The organism is Mesorhizobium sp. M5C.F.Ca.ET.164.01.1.1, assembly GCF_004792125.1.
In the GTDB taxonomy this organism is placed as follows: Bacteria; Pseudomonadota; Alphaproteobacteria; order Rhizobiales; family Rhizobiaceae; genus Mesorhizobium; species Mesorhizobium wenxiniae.
On the sequence record NZ_SRTG01000001.1, the window covers coordinates 1,791,012 to 1,813,362 of the forward strand.

The 22,351-nt window shown below is 62.8% G+C and carries 22 protein-coding genes; 13 read left to right on the forward strand and 9 right to left on the reverse strand.

Features of this window, described 5'->3' with window-relative positions:
• Position 1: 1 nt before the first annotated feature.
• Together phnH and phnG are read right to left on the reverse strand one after the other, a co-directional pair.
• Positions 2 to 613, reverse strand: coding sequence for a phosphonate C-P lyase system protein PhnH (phnH, locus tag EN807_RS08820; protein ID WP_135934639.1), 612 nt, complete (start codon positions 611 to 613; stop codon positions 2 to 4).
• Positions 613 to 1,074, reverse strand: coding sequence for a phosphonate C-P lyase system protein PhnG (gene phnG, locus EN807_RS08825; RefSeq protein WP_135935818.1), 462 nt, complete (start codon positions 1,072 to 1,074; stop codon positions 613 to 615). The genes phnH and phnG overlap by 1 nt, the downstream gene beginning before the upstream one ends.
• 122 nt (positions 1,075 to 1,196) lie before the next feature.
• Between phnG and phnF the strand changes: the two genes are divergently transcribed.
• Complete coding sequence (gene phnF, locus EN807_RS08830; RefSeq protein WP_127317938.1) at positions 1,197 to 1,946, forward strand: phosphonate metabolism transcriptional regulator PhnF; 750 nt, start codon at positions 1,197 to 1,199, stop codon at positions 1,944 to 1,946.
• 122 nt (positions 1,947 to 2,068) lie between these two features.
• Here phnF and EN807_RS08835 read toward each other — a convergent pair whose 3' ends face one another.
• The 6 genes from EN807_RS08835 to EN807_RS08860 all read right to left on the reverse strand — a co-directional run bounded on the left by EN807_RS08835 (position 2,069) and on the right by EN807_RS08860 (position 9,721).
• Positions 2,069 to 3,085 carry a zinc-binding alcohol dehydrogenase family protein gene (locus EN807_RS08835; protein ID WP_135934640.1) on the reverse strand — a complete coding sequence of 339 codons (1,017 nt, stop codon included), beginning with the start codon at positions 3,083 to 3,085 and terminating at the stop codon, positions 2,069 to 2,071.
• 67 nt (positions 3,086 to 3,152) lie between these two features.
• Positions 3,153 to 4,118, reverse strand: coding sequence for an ABC transporter permease (locus EN807_RS08840; RefSeq protein WP_135934641.1), 966 nt, complete (start codon positions 4,116 to 4,118; stop codon positions 3,153 to 3,155).
• Entirely contained in the window at positions 4,115 to 5,668 is a 1,554-nt protein-coding gene (locus EN807_RS08845) for a sugar ABC transporter ATP-binding protein (RefSeq protein ID WP_135934642.1), read from the reverse strand. Before EN807_RS08845 ends, EN807_RS08840 begins: the two co-directional genes overlap by 4 nt.
• 149 nt (positions 5,669 to 5,817) lie before the next feature.
• Entirely contained in the window at positions 5,818 to 6,813 is a 996-nt protein-coding gene (locus tag EN807_RS08850; RefSeq protein ID WP_135934643.1) for an ABC transporter substrate-binding protein, read from the reverse strand.
• 342 nt (positions 6,814 to 7,155) lie between these two features.
• Positions 7,156 to 8,154, reverse strand: a complete 999-nt coding sequence (locus tag EN807_RS08855; protein WP_135934644.1) for an aldo/keto reductase — start codon at positions 8,152 to 8,154, stop codon at positions 7,156 to 7,158.
• Positions 8,155 to 8,215: 61 nt separating this feature from the next.
• Complete coding sequence (locus tag EN807_RS08860) at positions 8,216 to 9,721, reverse strand: altronate dehydratase family protein (protein WP_135934645.1); 1,506 nt, start codon at positions 9,719 to 9,721, stop codon at positions 8,216 to 8,218.
• Between EN807_RS08860 and EN807_RS35450 the strand changes: the two genes are divergently transcribed.
• The 7 genes from EN807_RS35450 to gndA all read left to right on the forward strand — a co-directional run bounded on the left by EN807_RS35450 (position 9,702) and on the right by gndA (position 15,829).
• Positions 9,702 to 9,884 (forward strand): hypothetical protein, encoded by a 183-nt coding sequence (locus EN807_RS35450; protein WP_135934646.1) that lies wholly within the window; start codon positions 9,702 to 9,704, stop codon positions 9,882 to 9,884. The two genes, EN807_RS08860 and EN807_RS35450, sit on opposite strands and share 20 nt — an antisense overlap.
• Before the next feature lie 90 nt (positions 9,885 to 9,974).
• The gene (locus EN807_RS08870) at positions 9,975 to 10,877 is read left to right on the forward strand and encodes a GntR family transcriptional regulator (RefSeq protein WP_135934647.1); all 903 of its coding nucleotides are present in this window, start codon (positions 9,975 to 9,977) and stop codon (positions 10,875 to 10,877) included.
• A 118-nt stretch (positions 10,878 to 10,995) separates the two neighbouring features.
• Positions 10,996 to 11,349: a DUF2946 family protein gene (locus EN807_RS08875; RefSeq protein WP_135934648.1), complete on the forward strand. Its 354-nt coding sequence runs from the start codon at positions 10,996 to 10,998 to the stop codon at positions 11,347 to 11,349.
• Positions 11,350 to 11,454: 105 nt separating this feature from the next.
• Entirely contained in the window at positions 11,455 to 11,994 is a 540-nt protein-coding gene (locus EN807_RS08880; protein ID WP_135934649.1) for a copper chaperone PCu(A)C, read from the forward strand.
• Between the two features lie 41 nt (positions 11,995 to 12,035).
• Positions 12,036 to 12,554 carry a YcnI family protein gene (locus EN807_RS08885; protein WP_135934650.1) on the forward strand — a complete coding sequence of 173 codons (519 nt, stop codon included), beginning with the start codon at positions 12,036 to 12,038 and terminating at the stop codon, positions 12,552 to 12,554.
• A 56-nt stretch (positions 12,555 to 12,610) separates the two neighbouring features.
• On the forward strand, positions 12,611 to 14,236 hold the full coding sequence (locus tag EN807_RS08890) for a copper resistance CopC/CopD family protein (protein ID WP_135934651.1): 1,626 nt from the start codon (positions 12,611 to 12,613) through the stop codon (positions 14,234 to 14,236).
• A gap of 165 nt (positions 14,237 to 14,401) precedes the next feature.
• Complete coding sequence (gene gndA, locus EN807_RS08895) at positions 14,402 to 15,829, forward strand: NADP-dependent phosphogluconate dehydrogenase (protein ID WP_135934652.1); 1,428 nt, start codon at positions 14,402 to 14,404, stop codon at positions 15,827 to 15,829.
• Here gndA and EN807_RS08900 read toward each other — a convergent pair.
• Entirely contained in the window at positions 15,826 to 16,872 is a 1,047-nt protein-coding gene (locus tag EN807_RS08900; protein ID WP_135934653.1) for a LacI family transcriptional regulator, read from the reverse strand. The two genes, gndA and EN807_RS08900, sit on opposite strands and share 4 nt — an antisense overlap.
• Positions 16,873 to 17,278: 406 nt before the next feature.
• Here EN807_RS08900 and EN807_RS08905 point away from each other — a divergent pair, with 406 nt between their 5' ends.
• From EN807_RS08905 to EN807_RS08925, 5 genes are all read left to right on the forward strand, one after another.
• Positions 17,279 to 18,517 carry an ABC transporter substrate-binding protein gene (locus tag EN807_RS08905; RefSeq protein WP_135934654.1) on the forward strand — a complete coding sequence of 413 codons (1,239 nt, stop codon included), beginning with the start codon at positions 17,279 to 17,281 and terminating at the stop codon, positions 18,515 to 18,517.
• 103 nt (positions 18,518 to 18,620) lie between these two features.
• Positions 18,621 to 19,514 carry a sugar ABC transporter permease gene (locus tag EN807_RS08910; protein ID WP_135934655.1) on the forward strand — a complete coding sequence of 298 codons (894 nt, stop codon included), beginning with the start codon at positions 18,621 to 18,623 and terminating at the stop codon, positions 19,512 to 19,514.
• On the forward strand, positions 19,507 to 20,442 hold the full coding sequence (locus EN807_RS08915; RefSeq protein WP_127318026.1) for a carbohydrate ABC transporter permease: 936 nt from the start codon (positions 19,507 to 19,509) through the stop codon (positions 20,440 to 20,442). The genes EN807_RS08910 and EN807_RS08915 overlap by 8 nt, the downstream gene beginning before the upstream one ends.
• A gap of 2 nt (positions 20,443 to 20,444) precedes the next feature.
• Entirely contained in the window at positions 20,445 to 21,542 is a 1,098-nt protein-coding gene (locus tag EN807_RS08920) for an ABC transporter ATP-binding protein (protein WP_127318032.1), read from the forward strand.
• A 51-nt stretch (positions 21,543 to 21,593) separates the two neighbouring features.
• The gene (locus EN807_RS08925) at positions 21,594 to 22,340 is read left to right on the forward strand and encodes a sugar phosphate isomerase/epimerase (protein ID WP_135934656.1); all 747 of its coding nucleotides are present in this window, start codon (positions 21,594 to 21,596) and stop codon (positions 22,338 to 22,340) included.
• Positions 22,341 to 22,351: the final 11 nt, after the last annotated feature.

A 22,351-nucleotide genomic window follows, 5' to 3' on the forward strand; every position in this document is an offset into this window, starting at 1 on the left:
ATCACGCCTCCATCGTCTTGATGCGCGTCGTGCGCGGCAGGCAGGCAACGCCGTCGGGGGTGGCAAGGATGATGTCGACGCCACGCGGAAAGCGCTGGTTGTTCTGCTTCCATTGTTCGACGAAGTGGCGCGGCATCTGCGCCGGCGCGATGGTTGCAGTCTTTTCGATGCCGGGACCTTCGAGCAGCAGAGGGGCGCCTGAAACGAGATCGCTCACCTGCAGGATCAGCGTCGTGGAGCGGTCGGGATAGTCCTGGGTGCCTTGTGAAAAGCCGTCGAGCGCCATCATCTCGGCCGGCGTGGCGATCAGCGCGAAATGCGCATCGGCTGGCGTGTTGGCCAGTGGCGTGCCGGTGTGGAAGCCGAGCCAGAATTTCACCGCTGCTGGGGCCTGCAAAACGAGGTCGAACCAGAGCGGCGTGTCGTTGTCGCACAGCGCCAGCGCGATAGCACCCGCGGTGGCCGACAGCGGCGCCGGCGGGCGGGCAAAGACCGGGAGGGGCTGCAGGGTGCCCGGCCGCGCCATCGCGTCCATCACGGCGCGGAATACCGTCTGGGCGTCGAATACCGGATCGGCAAAGCCGCCCTCGATCGCTTGCGTTGCGATGTCCATCAGTCTTCTCCGCGTACCATGGTGAAGAAATCGACCTTCGTTGCCGCCGTCTCGGCGCGCCGCCGTTCACGTGCGCTGGCCAGTGCGGCCTGCAACGGCGCAATGAGTTTGGTCTCGACCTCGTTACGGCGGGTGGGATCCTGCCAGAGCGCGTCGGCTATCGCCGCCAGCCTTGCTTTGTGCTTGTCACGGCCGAGCGCGTAGCAATGGCCGATTTCTCCTGAGGCAAGCCGCACCGTCGCGCGGGTGACCGTCGCTTCGCCGACATTGAACGGCGCGCCGCCGCCGCCGATGCGGCCACGCACGGTGACCAGGCCGGTTTCGGGACCGCGCAGGAGTTCCGCTTCCGAAGGCAGGCCGGCTTGGTTCCAGAGGCGGACGATATCGTCGCCGGTCGATTGCGCTAGGGTCGCCATGACGGCCTTGCGCTCAGCCTGATCGCGCGCTTCCTGTCCTCGCATGGCAGCCATTCCTTCTCGTTCCGAATTTGTATAATGATGTAGACAATTATACAAATTATACCTATTCTCTAAAGCGTGTCCATGACGGATCGATGACAGGGGCGAAAAGATTGGGGCAAGAGATGATCGGTCAGCAGATGGCCAGCAGCTTAGAGCGGCGCACCGGCATCTCGCTGTGGCGGCAGATAGCCGACCAGATCCTCCATTCGATCGCCGTCGGCGACTTTGCCGAGAATGCTGCGCTGCCACCGGAAGTCGCACTGGCCGAGCGCTATGGCGTCAACCGCCATACGGTGCGCAGCGCCATTGCAGCACTGGTGCAGGATGGCGTGCTCAGGGCCGAACAGGGGCGCGGCACTTTCGTGCTTTCGCGCAAGCGCCTGTCCTATCCGATCGGCGCCCGCACCCGTTTTTCAGAGGGCTTGCAAGGGCAGGCGACGGAGCGCCGCAGCGTGCTGCTGGAATCGGCGGTCGAGCCGGCCAGCCGGCGTGTCGCAGAAGGCTTGGGTCTCGCCAAGGGTTCCAGCGTCATCCGCCTCGAAACACGCGGCGAAGCCGACGGACAGTCGGTCTCGCGCGCCACCGGCTGGTTCGATGCGAAACGCTTCGCAGGCATCGAGACCGCTATCGCGGAAACTGGATCGGTGACCGCCTCGCTCCAGCGTTTCGGCATCAGTGACTATCTCAGGCAATCGACAGTGCTGTCGGCGCGCCACGCAGATGCCGCCGATCTCGCCGATCTCGATCTGCAGTCCGGCGCCATCGTGCTGGTCACGGTCGCCGTCAACGTCACGCCGGACGGCCAGCCGATCCAGTTCGCCGAAACGCGCTTTCCGGCTGAGCGCGTCGAGCTCAAATTATCGGCGCGGTAGGTAGGTGCGCGTCTAGCGGTTCATCGTTTCACGGAAACGCTGAACCGCTCTATCTCTTTGTTTTTACGCAATTCCGGACGGAAAACTGTTCACACTTTTCCTGGAATTGCGCTAGCCCGGTCTCATCCGACCTGAATGACCGCCTTGATCAGGCCGGATTTCTCATGCGCCCAGCGGGCAAGGTCGCGCGGCGTGTCGCCAAGCGTCGTGCGATGGGTGACGAGCTTTGCCAGCGGCACAGCACCATCGCGGATCGAAGCGGCGACATGGTCGAAGTCGGCGCGCAGCGCGTTGCGGCTTCCGATCAGCGTCATCTCGCGCTTGTGGAATTCGGGATCGGAAAAGACGATATCGTCCTTGACGACGCTGACCAGGACCAGCGTCCCGCCATGCGCGACATGGGCGAACGCCGAGTGGACGGACTGGGTGTTGCCGGTGGCATCGAAAACCACGTCGAAGCCTTCGCCGCCGGTCGCCTCCCGCACCAGATCGATTGCCGATCCCTTCGAACCGTCGAGGGTGGCAAAGCCGAGTTCGCTTGCGGCGAAATCCAGCCTCTCGGCACTCGTGTCGAGCAGCGTCACGTGGAGACCGGCGATGCCGGCAAACAGCGCCGTGCCGAGCCCGATCGGCCCGGCGCCGATGACCAGCGTGCGCGCGCCGGGATCAGCCAGCGAGCGCCGCACGGCATGCGCCCCGATCGCCAGGAATTCGACGGCGGCGGCATCCGCCAGCGACAGGCCGTTTGCCGGATAAAGATTTCGCGCCGGCACCAGGATCCGTTCGCACATGGCGCCGTCGCGGTGGACGCCGAGCACCTCGATCTTCACGCAGCAATTCGGCTTGCCTTGCCGGCAGCCGATGCATTTGCCGCAAGCGAGATAGGGATTGATGATCACCGGTTCGGCGCCGGCGAGATCGACGCCTTCGCCGGCCTCGATCACAGTGCCGGAAACCTCGTGGCCCATGATGCGGGGATAGGCGAGGAACGGATGCTTGCCCTCGAAGATATGATAGTCGGTGCCGCAGATGCCGACATGACTGACCGCGACCAGCGCCCAGCCAGAGGGCGGAGTGCCTGGCGCCGGGCGGTCTTCCAGAACAAGCTCACCGGGCGAGCGGCAGACGACGGCTTTCATACTTCAATCCAGTCTGTTCATGAAACCGCCGGCCCGCTAGCGCCGGGCCGGCGGTTGTTAATATGGACTACTTGCCGCGGCGGCGCAGGCCGTCGAAATAGACGATGACGATAATCAGCACGCCGGTAATGATGCGCTGCCAGAAGGCATTGACGTTCAAGAGATTGGCGCCGTTGTTGATGGTGGCGAGGATGAAGGCGCCGAGCAGCGGTCCGTGCACCGAGCCGACGGCGCCGAACAGCGAGGTGCCGCCGATCACCGACGAGGCGATCGCCTGCAATTCCCAGCCCTCGGCCTGCGTCGGATTGCCGATGCCGATGCGCGACGCGAGCAGCACGCCAACGAAAGCCGCGCACAGGCCAGACAGCGTATAGGCCATGTAGATGGTGCGCTGGACGTTGACACCGGACAGACGCGATGCCTCGGCATTGGAGCCGACCGAGAACAGATAGCGGCCCCAACGGCTGTGATGCAGGAAGACATAGGCCGGGATACCGACGAGGATCACCATCCAGAACAGGTTGGGGATGCCGAGGAAGGAACTGCGCGAGAAAAGCTGGAAGGCATCGTTGTTGAGCGAAATCGAGTTGCCGTTGGTCATCAAAAGGCCGATGCCGCGCAAAGATGTCAGCGTCGCCAGCGTGATGATGAAGGGCGGCAGGCCCATCTTGACGATGCCGAAGCCGTGAAACAGGCCGATGGCGACACCGACCAGCAAGGTGAGCAGGACGGCGAGGAAGATCGGCACGCCGGCATTGATCAGCATCGCAGCGATGACGGTTGCAAAGCCAACGACGGCGCCGACGGAAAGGTCGATGCCTCCGGTGATGATGACAAAGGTCTGGCCGACCGCCAGGATCGCGATCATCGAACCTTGCCGCAACAGGTTCGAGATGTTGTTGGCGGAGGCGAAGCTCGGCGTCGCCACCGACAGGATGACCCACAACAGCACCAGCAGCGCCAGCAGCGTCAGCCCGAACAGGGCGTTGTAGTTGTGTTTCGGCCTTTCGGCCGGGATCGCCTCGGTGCTCATATCTGTCCTCCCGGTTTTTCTTGTTTCTCGGCCAGCGCTTGGGTGAGGATCTCCTCATGGTCGGCAGTGCGGAAACCATGAGTGGCCACCAGTTTGCCGCGCCGGAACACATGCAGTGTGTCGGCCAGTTCATAGACCTCGGGCAGATAGGACGAGATGAGGATGATGCCGGCGCCATTGGACAAAAGCGCACTGAACAGGCGGTAGATCTCTGCCTTGGTGCCGACATCGACGCCAACTGTCGGCTCGTCGAAGATGAACAGCTTGGCACCGTGAGCCAGCCACTTGCCGATGACAATCTTCTGCTGGTTGCCGCCGGACAGGCTGGAGGCGAGCGCGTTGCGCGTCGGCGTCTTGATCCTGAGATTGGCGATCTGGCGGTCCGCCTCGGTCCTCTCCTGTGCGCCGGAGATCAGCAGATTGCTGGAGATGCGCTTGTAGATCGGCAGATTGAGATTGAGGCCGACCGGCAGGTTGAGGCAGAGGCCCTGGTCGCGGCGGCTTTCCGGCGCCAGCGCCATGCCGAGCCTGATAGCGTCATGCTCGGAGTTGACATGAACCTCCTTGCCCTCCCAGAGGATCTGGCCGGCCGACTTGCGATGACGGCCGTAGAACGTGGTGACGAACTCGCTGCGCCCGGCGCCAATCAGGCCGTAGAGCCCGACGATTTCGCCGGCACGGACCGTCATCGAGACATTTTCGAAGCCGTTGCCGGAGAGATTTCTGGCTTCGAGGAGCGTCGCGCCCGGGGTAAAATGCTCCTTGTGATAGACTTGCTCGATCGAGCGGTTGATCATCATTTTGACCAGCTCGGCGTCGTTGGTCTCGGCGATGTTCCTGGTGCCGACAAGCGTGCCGTCGCGCAGCACCGAGACGCGGTCGGCGAGCTCGAACACCTCTTCCATGCGGTGGCTGATGTAGATGATGGTGACGCCTTCGCCCTTCAGCCGGCGGATCAGCGTGAACAGCTGGGCGGCCTCCTTGCGCGTGAGGTAGGCTGTCGGTTCGTCGAAGATGAGGAATTTGGTGCCGCGCACGGTGGCTCGGGCGGCGGCGATCAGCTGCTGCTGGCCTATGGTCAGGTCACCCAGCACGACATGCGCCGGCAGATCGAAGCCGAGATCGTCGATGATCTTCTGCGCTTCCCTGACCATGGCACGTTGCTGCAGGATGCCGAAGCGGGAATCCTCCTCGCCGAGGAACATGTTGGCCGCGACAGTGAGATGGCGGCACAGAACGACCTCCTGATGCACGGCATTGATGCCGAGCGCCATCGCCTCATGCGGCGTCGCCAGCGCTGCCGGCTTGCCCTCCCAGATGACGTCGCCGGAGGTGCGCGGCATGACCCCGGTCAGCAGCTTGATCAGGGTGGATTTGCCGGCACCGTTTTCGCCGACAATGGCGTGAATTTCGCTGGCCTTGAAGGCGAGGTTAACCGGCTTCAGCGCGTGCGTGCCGGGATATCGCTTCTCCAAGCCCTTGAGTTCGAGGATCGTCCTGCCCGGTTCCAGCGTTGGGGCCGGATGCAGTTCCTGCGCCGTCGACGTCATGACAATCCTCCCAGATTGGCCTCACGATTGGCACGTAGCGATGCTGGCCGAGTCCATCGTCAAGGGTATTGAGGCCGGCTGATTTCGAAGCACTTTCAGGGTGTTTCCGGGGCAACGAGGCCCCGGAAACGGGGCGCCAATGCCGGTGCTCAGTCGAGCTTCGGATTGAGCAGCGCGTCGATCTTCGGATCCTTCATATTGGCCTTGGTGACGAGGTTGGCGCCGGTGTCGACATTGGCCTCGACCTTTTCGCCTTTCGAGGCCGCGAGCGCCGTCTTGATGCCGTCATAGCCCATGCGGTACGGATCCTGGACGACGAGACCGGAAATGACGCCGTCGTTGAGGAACTTGACCAGCTTCTCGTCGCTGTCGAAGCCGATCAGTCCGACCTTGCCGGCAAGGCTGTTCTCGGCGATCGCCTGACCGACGCCCTGCGCCATGATCAGGTTGGAGGCGAAGATGCCCTTGAGGTTCGGGTTGGCGGTGATCAGGTCGGTCGCGATGTTGAGGCCGGTGGTGGCCTGGCCGTCGGCGTATTTGTCGGCAATGAGCTTGAGGCCGGGATATTTGGCGGCAAGCTGTTCCTTGAAGCCCTGGGCGCGCTGTTCGAGCGAGCCAGCGCCCGGAAGCGCGGTGATCAGGGCGACGTCGCCCTCGATTTTGCCGCCATTGGCTTCGCCGATCGCGGCCGCCAGCCCGTCAGCGGCGACGCGGCCGCCCTGGATATTGTCTGTGGTCAGGAACGAGGTGAAGGCCTTGGAATCGGCGCCGGAGTCGATGCCGATGATCTTGACCTTGGTGGCTGCCTCATCGATCGGCTTGCCGAGCGCCTTGGCTTCGGTCGGTGCGATGACGACGGCAGCCGGGGTGCCGGCGACCGCGTTTTCAAGGATCGAGATCTGGCCGTTGACGTCGGTCTCCGCCTGGGCGCCGAGTTCCGGCACATTGACCCCGAGGTCCTTACCTGCCTTGCGGGCGCCAGCCAGGACGATCTGCCAGTAGAAAGAGGTGGTGTCCTTGACGATGATCGGAATGGTTACGTCCGCCGCCGAAGCCGGCGCCGAATGCATCACGCCGCCAAGCATCGAGGCGGCGGCGAGCGCCACGAAGGCGCGGCGGTTGAGAATGCTGGTCACGAATTTCATTAGGCTTCCTCCCTATGTCGCCCGGTGAACGTTGTTGAAGCTCGGTTTGGATAGGCGCTGCCCAAACGGAACTTTATCAATAAAAAACATTTACCGCATTTTGATAGTGCATAGGTTGGGTCGACGCAAGCGGTGTTTCGTATCGGTCTCGGGATGGCTAGACCGAAAGAGAGCGCCCTTGCCGATCCTCATTGCCAACCCTACAGATCCTCTCCGAATGGTATGGAATATTAATTCCACCAACCAGTCAGATGGAATATTCATTCTTTTTGGGCATACGATTGTTACGCCTTCTATCGCATCGTCCGGCGTTTAACCGACGAAGGCGAAGGTCGCAGCGCATCAGCCGAGTTTCTGTACGACCGTATAAGGATCATATTTGGAGAATTCGGTTTCGGGCACCTGGATGTCGAGCAGTTGGAGATTTCGCGTCAGGTTGGTCGGCTTGGCGGTGCCCGTCAGCACGGAGGCTACCACAGGCTCGTGCAACGGGAACTGGAATGCCGCCGCGGCAAGCGGATAGTCGCCCTCGGTGGCGATTTTTTCCATGGCGCCGACGCGGTCGAGAATGTTCTGGGTGGCCGGCAGGTAGTCGAAATGCGCACCCGGCACCGGGCCGGTCGCCAAGATGCCGGAATTGAAGACGCCACCGATGATCAGCGAAGTCTGCCGTTGCCGGCAAAACGGCAGCAATTCGGCTTCGGCGGTGCGATCGAGCAGCGAATAGCGGCTGGCGAGCAGGATGCAGTCGAGCGGCGCCTGGCGCAGCACATCGAGACAGATCTGCACCTCGTTCACACCAAGGCCGTAGGCGGAAATGGCCCTGGACGACTTCAGCTCTTCCAGCGCCTTCAGCCCGCCATCCATCAGCTGGCGGAAATGCAGCTTCGTTTTCTCGACGCCATGCGTGTAGACGCCGATGTCGTGGACGAACAGGATGTCGATCCGATTGAGGCCAAGCCGCGCATAGCTGAACTCGACCGAGCGCATGATGCCGTCGTAGGAATAGTCGTAGTCGAGCGCAAAGGGCAGCGGATCGACATAGGAATGGTCCGGGATCTGGCCTTCCGGCACCGGCCGGAACAGGCGCCCAACCTTGGTCGACAGCACGTAGGAGTCCCGCGGCTTGTCGCGCAAGAAATCGCCGAAGCGGCGTTCCGAGAGGCCGAACCCGTAGAAGGGCGCCGTATCGAAATAGCGCAAACCGGTATCCCAGGCGACCTGCAGCGTCTGCATCGCCGCCTCGCGAGGGCAAGCTCGGTAGAGGCCGCCGATCGCCGCGCCGCCGAAGCTGACCTCGGTTATTTCCAGCGCGGTGCTGCCGACACGGCGTTTCTTCATGCAAAGCCTCCCGCCGGCCATTTGCCTGGCGCGTCTATGTCTAAGTCAGTTAGTGGCTGCTCTAGAGGGTCGCGCCGAGGTGCCACGGCACGAACTCGTTATCGCCGTAGCCGAAGTCCTCGCTCTTGGTCTTGCGGCCGGAAGCCGTCTCGACGATCAGTTCGAAGATCTCGCGGCCCATGCCGGCAATGGTCTTTTCGCCCGAGGCGATGACGCCGCAATTCACGTCCATGTCCTCTTCCATGGTGTGGTACATGGTCGAGTTGCTGGCGACCTTGATCGACGGCGTCGGCCGGCAGCCGAAGCAGGAACCGCGGCCGGTGGTGAAGACGATGACATTGGCGCCGCCTGCCACCTGGCCGGTGGCGGAAACCGGGTCGTAGCCGGGCGTGTCCATGAACACCAGCCCGTGGCCGCTGACCTTTTCGGCATAACCGAAGACGCCGTTGAGCGGTGTCTGGCCGCCCTTGGCGACCGCGCCAAGCGACTTTTCCAGGATGGTGGTCAGGCCGCCGCGCTTGTTGCCGGGCGAAGGATTGTTGTCAATGGAGGCGCCATGCTTGGCGACATGGTCTTCCCACCATTTCACATAGCCGTCGAGCTTGGCGGCGATCTCCGGCGTCGCCGCGCGATAGGCGAGCAGATGCTCGGCGCCGTAGATTTCGGTGGTCTCGGAGAGAATGCCGATGCCGCCGACGCCGGCCAGGATGTCAACGGCGGCGCCCAACGCCGGATTGGCGGTGATGCCGGACATGCCGTCCGAGCCGCCGCATTGCAGGCCGACGACGATCTCGCTGACCGGGATCGGCTCACGCTCAAGCTTGCCGACCTCCTCGGCGATCTCTCCCAGCACGACCATTGCCTTCTCGACCGATTTGCGCGAGCCGCCGGCTTCCTGGATGTTGAAATGGCGTTTTCCCGCGGCGACGCCCTTCTGGCCATAGAGGGTGAGCTGGTTGACCTCGCAGCCAAGCCCGACCATCAGCACGCCGCCGAAATTCGGATGGCGGGCATAACCGGCAAGCGTGCGGTGCAGCACCATCATGCCGTCGCCGGTGGCGCTCATGCCGCAGCCCTGGCCGTGGACGATCGGAACGAAGCCGTCGATGCCGGGGTATCTGGGTAGAAGCGTGCGGTTCGCCTCGTCGGCGATGGCGTGGCAGACGGTGGCCGAGCAATTGACGCTGGCGAGAATGCCGATGAAGTTGCGCGTGCCGGCACGGCCGTCGGCGCGACGGTAGCCCATGAAGGTGCGGCTGCGGTCGGACTCGGTCGCGTGCACGGCTTCGCTCGGCGGCACCACCGGTAAACGCCCGGACTCGAAGACCAGATTATGCGAATGAACATGCTCGCCGGGCGCAATGTCCTGCGTGGCGCGACCGATCGCCTGGGCGTATTTGACCACGGCCTCGCCGGCGGCGATCGGCTTGATCGCAACCTTGTGGCCGGGTTCGATCAACGCTGTGGCAACGGCGCCGCCCGGCAGCACCGCGCCGATGTCGATGCGGCCATTGGCAACCGCGACATTGTCGGCGGGAGACAGAAGAATGCTGTTTGCGGCGTTCACGGGCAGTTTCCTGGGTGTTCCTGGGATGTGCGAGCGGATTGACACGCGCCTGTTAAAAGATAATGTCTTTTATCGTGAAAAAACAGTTTTGCGTCAATTGTTTTTTCGCGAAAGCGTCGCGCGTAAATCCGGAAGGGCAGAGGACCCTGATCCTGGAAGGTGATTCCACTTTTTTTTGAGGGCGCGCGCTAGGAACTTTTATCATATCGCGCTTCAAACTGGCCGCTGCAAGCGCCGGCGCAACGGGGCAGGGATGTCTAAGAGCAACAACGTCTACAAAGACGCCTACAATCGCGGTCTGCGGCTGCTCGACGAAACGAAGAGCCTGCCGTCGGAGCCCGAATTGGGTGCGCTGCTCGGCGTCAGCCGCACGACGATCCGCACCATCCTCGCGCGCATGGAAGAGACGGGGCTGATCGCCTGGAACAAGCGCAGCAAGACGGTTTTGCGCGTGCCGCGGGCGGACGACTTTTTCCCCGAGGAAGAGACCGACACGCTGTCGCAGATCATCGAGCGCTCCTTCATGCGGCGGCTGCTTGCCGGCGGTGCCGAGCCCGGCATGCAGATCAACGAGCTCGAGCTGGCGCGCGAGATCGGCGTCGGCACCACTAGCGTGCGCGAGTTCCTGATCCGCTTTTCCCGCTTCGGGCTGATCGAGAAGCGCCGCAACAGCCATTGGGTGCTGAAAGGTTTTACCCGCGCATTCGCGCTGGAATTGACCGAAATCCGCGAGATGTTCGAATTGCGCTCGGCCGCCGCCTTTGCCGCCCTGCCGGAAGCAAGTCCGGTCTGGGCCGACCTCGACCTCCTGGAAGACGAGCATCGCCTGCTGGGGCGCGAGATCGCCACGCGCTTCAACGAATTTTCGGAGCTCGACGAGCGCTTTCACCGGCTGATCCACCGCGCGTCGCACAATCGCTTCATCGTCGATTTCTACGACGTCATCGCGATGATTTTCCACTACCACTACCAGTGGAACAAGGCGCAGGAGCGCGAGCGCAACGAAGTGGCCGTCGCGGAACACCTGGCCTATATCGCGGCACTCAAATCGCGCGATCTCGGCAAGATCGACGCCGCCTGCCGCAAGCATCTGAAGTCGGCGCGCAATACGCTGCTGACCTCGATTCCGGAAGGCCAGCACCCGCAACGGGCCTAAAGCGCGCGTTGCCGCAGCAGTGATTTGACGATTTTCCGCCCGCCGGCCGCGTGCTAGATATATGGCCGTTGCTGCGTGAGGAGGCAGGTCTTTGAATATCCGGCGGAGACGATGGAGCATGCCGGCCGCGTTCGCCGCGGCCTATTTTCTCGTGCTCCAGTCGGCGCTTGGCGCGTTCGCCTTCGGCTTGAGCCCAAATGCTTCGCAACTCGACGCTTTCGGCAATGTCATCTGCACCCAGGAGGGCGCGGCCGAGCTTCCAGGCGGCGATTCACACCAGCACATGCCGGCTTGCTGCATGCTTGGCTGCGGTGTGGCCTCGTCTGCCTATGCGCCGCCACCCGCTGCCGCCATGGTGCCCGGCAATTTTCCCGTCGAAACCGTCGCTTTCGTGCTGCCGGCGTTCAGGCATCTCGACTTTGCCCGCGACCGCTCTCCGTCGAATCCGCGCGCCCCGCCGGCGACGGCCTGATCCGTTCCAGTTCGCCTTGCGGAAACTTTTCGCGGGCGCATTCATTCAACATCGAAACTGTTCGCGACCGGCCGACGGCGCGATTTGTCAGTTCTTGGAGCTATCATGTCTCACGCTTTCCGCGCGCGGTTCGGCCGCAACAGCTCGTTCTTGCGCCACTTCGAGGAGCGACTCGGCATCACCGTGTTCCTCCTTGCCCTCCTGTTCGTCGGCGCCCAGGCCGTTTTCGCGCATGAGTTCAAGGTCGGCGACCTCGAGATCGTGCATCCCTGGTCGCGTGCCACGCCGCCCGGCGCCAAAGTGGCTGGCGGCTATTTCACCGTCACCAACACCGGCAGTTCGCCGGACCGGCTGCTGTCGATCTCCTCTGAAATTTCGGCCAAGGCCGAACTGCACGAGATGGGTGTCAAGGACGGCGTCATGACCATGCGGCCGGTCACCGGTGGCCTTGAAATCCCGACCGGCGGCAAGGTCGCGCTGGCACCCGGCGGCTATCATCTGATGTTCGTCGGGCTGAAACGGCAACCGAAGCAAGGCGAGACGTTTCCAGCCACGCTGATTTTCGAGAAGGCCGGCACCGTCACTGTCGACTTCGCCGTGGAAGGCATCGGCGAAACGGGCGGTATGGACAATCACGCCAACTGACCCGGCCAGATCCGCACAATTCGAAAATCTGAGGGACCATCATGAACAGGTGTCTCTTGTCGGCCGGCGCGATTTTCGTCTTGGGGACAAGCGCGGCCTTCGCCCACGTCACGCTCGAAACGAAGGAGGAGGCGGTCGGTTCGACCTACAAGGCTATCCTGCGCGTGCCGCATGGCTGTGAGGGCAAGGCGACGACCGCCGTGCGCGTGCAGATCCCGGAAGGGGTGATTTCGGTGAAGCCGATGCCGAAGCCGGGCTGGACGCTGCAGGTCAAGAAAGGCAGATACGAGAAATCCTACCAGCTATATGGTGAGGCGGTGACATCAGGCGCTAGGGAAGTCGATTGGAGCGGCGGCAGCCTGCCGGACGAATTCTACGACGAGTTCGTCTTCCGCGGGACACTGGCGGCGGATCTGCCGGCCGGCCAAATGCTCTACTTCCCGGTGGTGCAGGAATGCGACGGCGCCGCCGAACGCTGGATCGAGATTCCCGCGGCCGGCCAGGATGAGGATGCGCTGGAATATCCGGCGCCCGGCCTCAAGCTACTGCCGAAGAAGTGATCCTTACGCGGCGCGCTCTAGCCGAAAGAGCGCGCCGCTGTCTTTATGGCGGTGACATGAGCGCGGCATCCATCCTGCGAACGGTCTGCACAACCGGCCGTCTTGCTATCGGCCTGGCGGCTGCGATCGTGCTGCTTGCCGCGATTGCCGCGCCAAGTCAGGCCTTCGCCCATGCGGCGCTGGTCACAACCGACCCGGAGGACGGCGCCGTGCTGGCGCAGAGCTCCGCGCAATTCTCGCTGACCTTCAGCGAACCGGTATCGCCGCTAGTTCTGACCTTGGTGCAGCCTGACGGGACGCCGGTTCCACTGACGTCCTTTCGGCTCAGTGGCCAGACGGTCGAGATCGACAATCCGCAAAGGCTCGGGTCCGGCACGCATGTGCTGAGCTGGCGGGTGATTTCCGCCGATGGCCATCCGGTCGGCGGCTCGGTGCTGTTTTCCATCGGCGCGCCGAGTGTTGCGCCGGCCGTCTCCGAAGTCGTCGACCGGGGTCTGAGATCGGCTATCTGGATCGGCAAGATCTTTCTCTATGTCGGCCTCTTTCTCGGCGTCGGCGGCGCCTTTGCCATCGCCTGGCTGGCGAAGGGCGGGCGTTCCGGCCGGCGCTTCGTCATCACCGCAATCCTGTGCGGCCTTGTCGCGGCGCCCTTGTCCCTCGGCTTCCAGGGACTGGACGCGCTCGGCGCACCGCTCGTCCGGCTGGCGCAGCCGGGCGTCTGGCAGGCCGGGCTCGGCACCAGCTTCGGCCGGACGGTGCTGGTCGCGCTGGTGGCGCTCGGGCTTGGCCTGCTGACGCTGGTCGGGCCGCGCGGCGGGGCAAAGCTGTTTGCCCTTGCCGGCTTGGCCGCTGTCGGTGCCGCCCTCGCCGCCAGCGGGCATGCAAGTGCTGCCGAACCGCGATGGCTGACAAGGCCGATGATGTTTCTGCACGGTGCCGGCATTGCCTTCTGGGCCGGGGCGCTGACGCCGCTCGGTCTCGCCATGAGATGGAAGCCGGTCGAGGCCGCGCCTTTCCTGCGCCGGTTTTCCCAGGCGATCCTGCCCGTCGTGGCCGTGCTTGCCGCCACCGGCATCGTGCTGGCTGTCATCCAGGTGCAGGCGCCCGCAGCTTTGCTCGAGACCGCCTATGGCCGGCTGCTGCTGATCAAGCTGGTGCTGCTGTTCTTTCTGTTCACGCTGGCCGCGACCAACCGCTGGAAGCTGACCGGTCCGGCCGAAGCGGGAGAGACGGAAGTACAGAGGAGGCTGGTCCGCTCGATTGGCATTGAAATGCTGATCATTCTGGCGATCTTCGGCATTGTTGCCGGCTGGCGCTTCACGCCGCCGCCACGCGCCCTGGCGATCGCAGCAGCGCAGCCGGCATCGGTGCATATCCACACGCCGAAGGCGATGGCCGACGTCAGCATCACGCCCGGCCATGTTGGGCCGGTTGCCGCCTCGATGGTCATCATGACCGGCGATTTCGGCCCGCTCGACGCAAGCCAAGTGACGATGGTGCTGTCAAAACCCGATGCCGGCATCGAGCCGATCAAGCGCGCGGCGACAATGCGCGGCGACGGTACCTGGCGCGTCGACGATCTCGTCATCCCGGTCCCCGGGCGATGGACGGCGCGGCTCGACATCCTCATCTCGGATTTCAAAATCATGAAGATCGAGGCGCCGATCGACATCAGGCCGTAAGGACAAGCTGACGGTCTGGAACACAATTCAGCGAGGCGGTTGACGCAGCTCTGAAGGCCCGTCATTCATTTCGGCAAGATTGGTATCTCGATAAGAATGGCATCCCGAGAAGTTTGGGCGTCGCCACAAATCGCCGCCTCAACAAAAGATCACAAGGAAGAAACGATGGAAAAAGCCGAAATCGGCCTGATCGGCCTTGGCACGATGGGCTCCAACCTGGCGCTCAATATCGCCGAGAAGGGGCACCGCATAGCCGTCTTCAATCGCACCGCCGCGCGCACCGACGCCTTTGTCGAGAATGCCGGGGCGCTGAAGAACATGGTCGTGCCCTGCTACAGCCTGGAGGAACTCGCCGCCGCCATCCGGCCGCCGCGCCCGATCATCATCATGGTGCTGGCCGGCAAGCCGGTCGACGAGCAGATCGCGGCGCTGCGCGGCGTGCTCTCGGCCAACGACATCGTTGTCGATGCCGGCAACGCCAATTTCCGCGACACAATGCGACGCTTCTCCGAGCTTTCCGATTCGGGTCTCACCTTCATCGGCATGGGCGTGTCCGGCGGCGAAGAAGGTGCGCGCCATGGACCGTCGATCATGGTCGGTGGCACGGAAGAGTCCTGGAAACGCGTTGAAAAGGTGCTGACCGCCATTTCGGCCAAGTTCAGGGATGAGCCCTGCGCGGCATGGCTCGGCACCGATGGCGCCGGGCATTTCGTCAAGACCATCCACAATGGCATCGAATATGCCGACATGCAGATGATCGCCGAGATCTACGGCATCTTGCGCGACGGCTTGAGCATGGGGCCGAAGGAGATCGCACAGGTGTTTGCCGGCTGGAACAAAGGCCGGCTCAACTCCTATCTGATCGAGATCGCCGCCAAGGTGCTCGCCGCCGACGATCCGAAGACAGGCAAGCCGGTGGTCGACATCATCCTCGACCGCGCCGGCCAGAAGGGCACCGGCAAATGGTCGGTCATCGAGGCGCAGCAGCTCGGCATTCCGGCCACCGCGATAGAAGCCGCGGTGGCGGCGCGCGTGCTGTCATCGATCAAGGACGAGCGCCTGGCCGCCGAAAAGGCCTATGGCAATGGCGGCGTGACCAAGATTTCCGGAGACAAGGGCGCGCTTCTCAACGATCTCGAGCTGGCGCTGTTCGCCGGCAAGATATCAGCCTATGCGCAAGGTTTCGCGGTGATGAGCGGCGCGTCGAAGGAATTCAACTGGAACCTACCGATGCCGACAATCGCCAAGATCTGGCGGGCCGGCTGCATCATCCGCTCGCAATTGCTGGACACGATGGCGGAAGCCTTCGGCACCGGCGGGGCGGCCACCAATCTGCTGATGGCACCGGCTTTCATCGCGATGATGCAGGAGGCGCATCCATCGCTCCGGCGGATCGTGGCAAGGGCGTCGGAAGCCGGCTCACCGGTCCCGGCACTGTCTTCGGCACTCGCCTATTTCGATAGCTACCGCCAGGGCCGCGGCACCTCGAACCTGATCCAGGCGCAGCGCGATTTCTTCGGCGCGCACGGGTTCGAGCGTATCGACGGGCAGGGCGCGTTCCATGGCCCGTGGGGAAGCGGAGCGGCAGGCTAGTCGCGGCGATACGCCAGAACCTCGGTCGGCATGCTCAGGCTCTGCAAGGAGCCAGGTGCTGCGCCGCCGATCCAGCCCAACACTGAGCGGGCAAGCTCGGCGCCGGCCAGCCGGAAGTTCTCGTTGACCACCAGCAATTCCCTACGGAACAGGTGGAGCAGGTCGGACGACTGCTTGGACACCACGTCGACGTCCCGGCCGAGCTTGAGGCCGGCGTCCTCGATGCCGGCGACGATGGCGAGTGTAGCGGCGGCGGCACTGCTGACGAAACCGTCGGGCCTGGCGTCGCGGCGCATCAGCTGTGCGGTCCTCATTCTGATCTGCTCGATCGAATGGTCGATCGAAACGGTGTTGAACGGGATTTCGCTGGCGCCGACCTCGCTCAGCGCATCGGTGAAGCCGTTCAGCGTATGACTGTGGTAGGTCAGCTCGACTGGCGGCGCCAGCAGAGCCAGCCTGCGGCGGCCGACGCCGGCCAGATGGCGTACAGCCTCGGTCGCGAACGCGTAATTATCGAAATCATGATAGGGATGGATCAGCCCCATATCGGTGCGGCCATGCGTGGCAAAGGGGATGCCACGCTCCAGCATGTAACGGGCCCTGGGGTCATTCGGCTGAGTCCGCGAAATGATGACGCCGTCGGCGGAGCCGGTTTCCACCAGATAACGTATCGGGTCCAGGGGATCCTGAGAGCGTGAATAGGGCGTAACGATCAGGTGATAGGGTGTGTCGGCGATGACTTCCGAGACGCCGTAGATGATGTCCGAGACGAAGCTCATGATCTCGCGCTCGGTATTGAGCACGAGGCTGATGACGTTGGTCTTGCCGGTCCGCAGGCGCACACCGGCACGGTTGGGGCGGTAACCGATCTGCTTGGCGACGAGCTGGACGCGCCGTCTTGTTTCGGCGCCGATCTCGGGCGCGTCCTTCAGCGCCCGCGACACGGTGGTGACGCCCAGCCCGGTCATGAAGGCAAGCGTCTTCAGCGTCGGCCGGCCCTGTCCCGACGCCTCGTCGTCCTTTTCCGTCTGATGTCTGTCCATTCATCCCGCCCGTCAGGCGCATAGCAGTTGTCGTGCAGGCCGGCAATTGGCGGATTGCAGCTTGCCCGCGACTCTCCGCCCATGAACACCCTATATACTGAAACGTTACAGATTGTCACTTGCCATCGCACGGCGGTTGGTGGCAGGTTCTTTGCGCAGAGCGACGCTCCATTCGACGGCAAGTCGCTGGACGTCGTCAGGGCGTGCTCGCGCAACAAGATTCGCTGAATTTCCAGCATCCTTTTTGCGGTGCAACCTACCTGCTGCGGTGCGGCAGGCAGGTTGCGTGAGTGAATTTGTTCGCGCCTCAAAAAAATATTGAACCGCTTCCTATTCAGGGGTTGCGCGCCTCACGCAATTGCCGTATCGAAAATCTGTAACGTTTCAGATTCTGGGAGGAGCCGAAATGCGATACCAATTCATGACCGCTGCGTTGGCAGTGACAACCGCGCTGCCTTTCGCCGGCCCGGCGGCAGCGACGGATCTGGAAGTCACCCATTGGTGGACTTCGGGCGGCGAGGCGGCGGCGGTCGCCGAATTCGCCAAGGCGTTCGACGCGACAGGTAATCATTGGGTCGACGGCGCTATCGCCGGCTCCGGCGGCACGGCGCGGCCGATCATGATCAGCCGCATCACTGGCGGCGACCCCATGGGCGCCACCCAGTTCAACCACGGCCGGCAAGCGGAAGAACTGGTGCAGGCCGGTCTGATGCGCGACTTGACGGATCTCGCCACCAGGGACAAGTGGGCGGAAATCGTACAGCCGAAGAGCCTGCTCGACGGCTGTACCCTCGACGGCAAGATCTATTGCGTGCCGGTCAACATTCACTCCTGGCAGTGGCTGTGGCTGTCGAACGCGGCCTTCGAAAAGGCCGGTGTGCCGGTGCCGAAGAATTGGAATGAATATGTTGCAGCCGCCCCGGCGCTGGAGAAGGCAGGCATCATACCGCTCGCGGTCGGCGGGCAGCCCTGGCAATCCTCGGGGGCCTTTGACGTGCTGCTTACGGCGGTCGGCGGCACGGACACTTTCTTGAAGGTCTATCGCGACAAGGACGCGGAATTCGCCGCCGGACCCGAGGTCGCCAAGGTATTCAAGGCCGCGGACGATGCCCGCAAGATGGCGAAGAACACCAATGTGCAGGACTGGAACCAGGCCACCAATCTCGTCATCTCCGGCAAGGCCGGCGGCCAGATCATGGGCGACTGGGCGCAGGGCGAGTTCCAGGTTGCCGGCCAGACCGCCGGCAAGGACTATACGTGTCTTCCCGGCCTTGGCCTGAACGAGGTCATCGCCACCGGTGGCGACGCCTTCTACTTCCCGCTGCTGCAGGACGCTGAAAAGTCCAAAGCGCAGGAAGCGCTGGCCGAAGCGCTGCTCGATCCCAAGACGCAGGTCGCCTTCAACCTCAAGAAGGGTTCGCTGCCGGTGCGCGGCGATATCGACCTCAAGACGGCGAACGACTGCATGAAGAAAGGGCTCGACATCCTGGCCAAGGGCAGCGTCATGCCCTGGACGGACCAGCTGCTGTCACAGGACACTCAAAAGCAGAAGGAGGACCTTTTCTCCGAGTTCTTCGCCAAGCCTGATATGACCGTGGAAGAGGCACAAAAGCGCTTCGCCGATATCGTCGCTTCGGCGGACTGACGATCGACGAACCGCTCGCTCCCGGTACGCGACCGCGGGGCCGGGAGCTTAGGGTCAAGGTCTTGACCCTCCCGCCCTTACCCGATCCAGCCCGGCTGTGCAGATGAGCAAGAGCGAACGTCCCAATCAACTCTTCCGCAACCTTAACGCCAAGGTCGCCTCTATTCCGATGGTCCTCACCGCACTGGTGATCTTCGTCGGCGGCAGCGCGTGGACGGTGCTCTATTCCTTCACCAATTCGAAGCTCCTGCCGCGGCTGAACTTCGTCGGGCTCGATCAGTATTATCGGCTGTGGTCGACGCCGCGTTGGCTGGTCTCGATTGAGAACCTCCTGGTCTACGGCGTGCTCTCGCTGGTGTTTTCTCTCGTCATCGGCTTCATGCTGGCGGCGTTGCTCGATCAGAAGATCCGCTTCGAAGACACGTTCCGCACTATCTTCCTCTACCCATTCGCGCTTTCCTTCATCGTCACCGGTCTTGTCTGGCAATGGCTGCTCAACCCGGAGTTCGGAATCCAGGGGGTGGTGCGCGGCCTCGGCTGGGAAAGCTTCAACTTCGATCCGCTCTACAATTCCGACATCGTCATCTACGGCATATTGATCGCCGCGCTCTGGCAAGGCACCGGGCTCATCATGTGCCTGATGCTGGCGGGCCTGCGCGGCATCGACGAGGATATCTGGAAGGCCGCGCGGGTGGATGGGATACCCACGTTGAAGACCTATCTCTTCATCATCATTCCGATGATGCGACCGGTCTTCATCACCGCGCTTGTCATCATCGCTGCCGGTATCGTCAAGGTCTATGACCTGGTTGTCGCCCAGACCAGCGGCGGTCCCGGCATCGCCTCCGAAGTGCCGGCCAAATATGTCTATGACTACATGTTCTTCGCCCAGAACCTCGGCCAGGGCTTCGCCGCCTCGACGATGATGCTGCTGTCGGTGGTGGTCGTCATCGTGCCGTGGGCCTATCTCGAGTTCGGAGGCAGGAAGCGTGTCTGACCATGCCGTTTCCCTGACTGCCGGTACGGGCCTCATCAGGCTCGAAGCATCCGGGCCGCGAGGACCGAAGCCGCGGCATGTGTTCTCGCGCCGCAACATCTTCCTCTATGGCACGCTCCTCGTGGTGGCGCTGTATTATCTGCTGCCGCTCTATGTGATGGTGGTGACGTCGCTCAAGGGCATGCCGGAGATCCGCCTCGGCAACATCTTCTCACCGCCGCTCGAGATCACCTTTGAGCCTTGGGTGAAGGCCTGGTCCAGCGCCTGCACCGGTCTCAATTGCGACGGGCTCTCGCGCGGCTTCTGGAATTCGGTGCGCATCACCGTTCCGTCGGTCATCCTGTCAATTGCGATCGCTTCCGTGAACGGCTACGCGCTTGCCAACTGGCGCTTCAAGGGAGCCGATACCTTCTTCGTGATCCTGATCGTCGGCGCCTTCATCCCTTATCAGGTGATGATCTATCCGATCGTCATCATCCTGCGCGAAATCGGCCTCTATGGCAGCCTGAGCGGTCTGGTGATCGTTCATTCCATCTTCGGCATGCCGATCCTGACCCTGTTGTTCCGCAACTATTTTTCTTCCATGCCGGATGAACTGTTCCGGGCGGCGCGCGTCGACGGCGCCGGCTTCTGGGGCATCTATTTCCGTATCATGCTGCCGATGTCGCTGCCGATCTTCGTCGTTGCGATCATCCTGCAGGTGACCGGCATCTGGAACGATTTCCTGTTCGGCGTCGTCTACACCCGCCCCGACACCTATCCGATGACGGTGCAGCTCAACAACATCGTCAACTCGGTGCAGGGCGTGAAGGAATACAACGTCAATATGGCCGCCACCATCCTGACCGGCCTCGTACCGCTCGTCGTCTACTTCGTTTCCGGCAAGCTCTTCGTGCGTGGCATCGCTGCCGGCGCGGTGAAAGGATGATGATGACAAGAATGGAAAATCCCAGTGTCTCGATCCAGGACCTGTCGCTGAATTTCGGCGCAGTGTCGGTGCTGGAGACGCTTAACATCGATGTCGCCGAGGGCGAGTTCATCGTGCTGCTCGGCCCGTCCGGCTGCGGCAAGTCGACCTTGCTCAACTGCATCGCCGGCCTGCTCGACGTTTCGGACGGCCGCATCTTCATCAAGGGCAAGAACGTCACCTGGGAGGAGCCCAAGGACCGTGGCATCGGCATGGTGTTCCAGTCCTATGCGCTCTACCCGCAGATGACTGTCGAGAAGAACCTGTCCTTCGGGCTGCGCGTTGCCGGCATCCCCAGGGACGAGATCGCCAAGCGCATCGCGCGGGCCGCAGAAATCCTGCAGATCGAACCACTGCTGCAACGCAAGCCGTCGGCGCTTTCGGGCGGCCAGCGCCAGCGTGTGGCCATCGGGCGGGCGCTGGTGCGCGACGTCGACGTCTTCCTTTTCGATGAGCCGCTCTCCAATCTCGACGCCAAGCTGCGCGCGGAACTGCGTGTTGAAATCAAGCTGCTGCACAGCAAGCTGCAGAACACCATGATCTATGTCACCCACGATCAGATCGAGGCGATGACGCTGGCCGACCGTATCGCGGTGATGAAGGGCGGCGTGATCCAGCAGCTCGACGCACCGCAGACGATCTACAATCGCCCGGTCAACCGGTTCGTCGCCGGCTTCCTCGGCTCGCCGGCGATGAATTTCCTCGACGGCAGGCTGGAGAAGGACGATGGCAACTGGCACTTCGTCGCCGAGGATGTGCGGATTCCGCTTGCCACCTACGCTTTCGAAAAGGAGCCCGTGCCGGGGGCGGCCGTCTTCGGTATCCGGCCCGAGCATGTCGCGTTCAACAGCGGCGCTGGATGGCCTTTCACAGCCACGGCTAATGTCGTGGTCGTCGAACCCATGGGTTCCGACACGCTGGTCTGGCTGAAGCTCGGAAATCAGAATTTCACCGTGCGGGTGACATCTGAGCGCACGCCAAACAATGCCGACACGGTGAGCATCGGTTTTGACCCGATGCGCGCTTCGCTGTTCGACGCCGCCACCGGCAACCGCCTCTAATTCCAAGAACTTCACCTCAAGCACATCCATCCCAGAGAACGGACAGAGACGATGAACTGGTCATTCCAACTTTACAGCGCGCGAAATTTCCAACCTTGGAAAGGGGTGCTCAAGATGCTGGGCGAGCTCGGCTACGCGCAAGTCGAGGGGTTCGGCGGCGTCTATGACGACCCCAGGGCATTTCGGGCCGAACTCGACAAGAACGGGCTCGCCATGCCGACCGGCCATTTCTCGATCGATGCGCTCGAGAAGGATTTCGATGGCGTGCGCAAAATCGCCGACGCGCTCGGCATCACGCTGCTCATCTGCCCCTATCTGGTCGCCGAGAGCAGACCAACCGACACGGCCGGCTGGCGCGGCTTCGGCGCGCGCCTGGCCAAGGTCGGCGAGGCGGCTGGCAAAGCCGGCTACGGCTTTGCGTGGCACAACCATAATTTTGAGTTCAAGAAGCTTGCCGACGGCTCGATGCCGCAGGAGCACATCCTCGCGGCGGCACCCGATATTGGCTGGGAGATGGACGTGGCTTGGGTGGTGCGCGGCGGCGGCGATCCGCTGCCCTGGATCGAGAAGTATGGCAAACGTATCGCCGCCGTCCATGTCAAGGACATTGCCAAGCCTGGCGAGGGCCTTGACGAGGACGGCTGGTCCGATGTTGGCCACGGCACGATCGACTGGGCCGGCCTGATCAAGGCGCTGCGCGCCAAGAGTGCCGCCAAATACTACGTCATGGAACAGGATAATCCCAACGACATCGAGCGTTTCGCCCGCCGCTCGATCGCAGCCGCCAAGACCTATTAGGAGCAAATCAG

Bases quoted from the DNA above. Each gene is read 5' to 3' on its own strand.
- phnH (WP_135934639.1), bottom strand. From the start codon at position 613: ATGGACATCGCAACGCAAGCGATCGAGGGCGGCTTTGCCGATCCGGTA.
- phnG (WP_135935818.1), bottom strand. From the start codon at position 1,074: ATGCGAGGACAGGAAGCGCGCGATCAGGCTGAGCGCAAGGCCGTCATG.
- phnF (WP_127317938.1), top strand. From the start codon at position 1,197: ATGATCGGTCAGCAGATGGCCAGCAGCTTAGAGCGGCGCACCGGCATC.
- EN807_RS08835 (WP_135934640.1), bottom strand. From the start codon at position 3,085: ATGAAAGCCGTCGTCTGCCGCTCGCCCGGTGAGCTTGTTCTGGAAGAC.
- EN807_RS08840 (WP_135934641.1), bottom strand. From the start codon at position 4,118: ATGAGCACCGAGGCGATCCCGGCCGAAAGGCCGAAACACAACTACAAC.
- EN807_RS08845 (WP_135934642.1), bottom strand. From the start codon at position 5,668: ATGACGTCGACGGCGCAGGAACTGCATCCGGCCCCAACGCTGGAACCG.
- EN807_RS08850 (WP_135934643.1), bottom strand. From the start codon at position 6,813: ATGAAATTCGTGACCAGCATTCTCAACCGCCGCGCCTTCGTGGCGCTC.
- EN807_RS08855 (WP_135934644.1), bottom strand. From the start codon at position 8,154: ATGAAGAAACGCCGTGTCGGCAGCACCGCGCTGGAAATAACCGAGGTC.
- EN807_RS35450 (WP_135934646.1), top strand. From the start codon at position 9,702: ATGCTGTTTGCGGCGTTCACGGGCAGTTTCCTGGGTGTTCCTGGGATG.
- EN807_RS08870 (WP_135934647.1), top strand. From the start codon at position 9,975: ATGTCTAAGAGCAACAACGTCTACAAAGACGCCTACAATCGCGGTCTG.
- EN807_RS08875 (WP_135934648.1), top strand. From the start codon at position 10,996: ATGCCGGCCGCGTTCGCCGCGGCCTATTTTCTCGTGCTCCAGTCGGCG.
- EN807_RS08880 (WP_135934649.1), top strand. From the start codon at position 11,455: ATGTCTCACGCTTTCCGCGCGCGGTTCGGCCGCAACAGCTCGTTCTTG.
- EN807_RS08885 (WP_135934650.1), top strand. From the start codon at position 12,036: ATGAACAGGTGTCTCTTGTCGGCCGGCGCGATTTTCGTCTTGGGGACA.
- EN807_RS08890 (WP_135934651.1), top strand. From the start codon at position 12,611: ATGAGCGCGGCATCCATCCTGCGAACGGTCTGCACAACCGGCCGTCTT.
- gndA (WP_135934652.1), top strand. From the start codon at position 14,402: ATGGAAAAAGCCGAAATCGGCCTGATCGGCCTTGGCACGATGGGCTCC.
- EN807_RS08900 (WP_135934653.1), bottom strand. From the start codon at position 16,872: ATGGACAGACATCAGACGGAAAAGGACGACGAGGCGTCGGGACAGGGC.
- EN807_RS08905 (WP_135934654.1), top strand. From the start codon at position 17,279: ATGCGATACCAATTCATGACCGCTGCGTTGGCAGTGACAACCGCGCTG.
- EN807_RS08910 (WP_135934655.1), top strand. From the start codon at position 18,621: ATGAGCAAGAGCGAACGTCCCAATCAACTCTTCCGCAACCTTAACGCC.
- EN807_RS08920 (WP_127318032.1), top strand. From the start codon at position 20,445: ATGACAAGAATGGAAAATCCCAGTGTCTCGATCCAGGACCTGTCGCTG.
- EN807_RS08925 (WP_135934656.1), top strand. From the start codon at position 21,594: ATGAACTGGTCATTCCAACTTTACAGCGCGCGAAATTTCCAACCTTGG.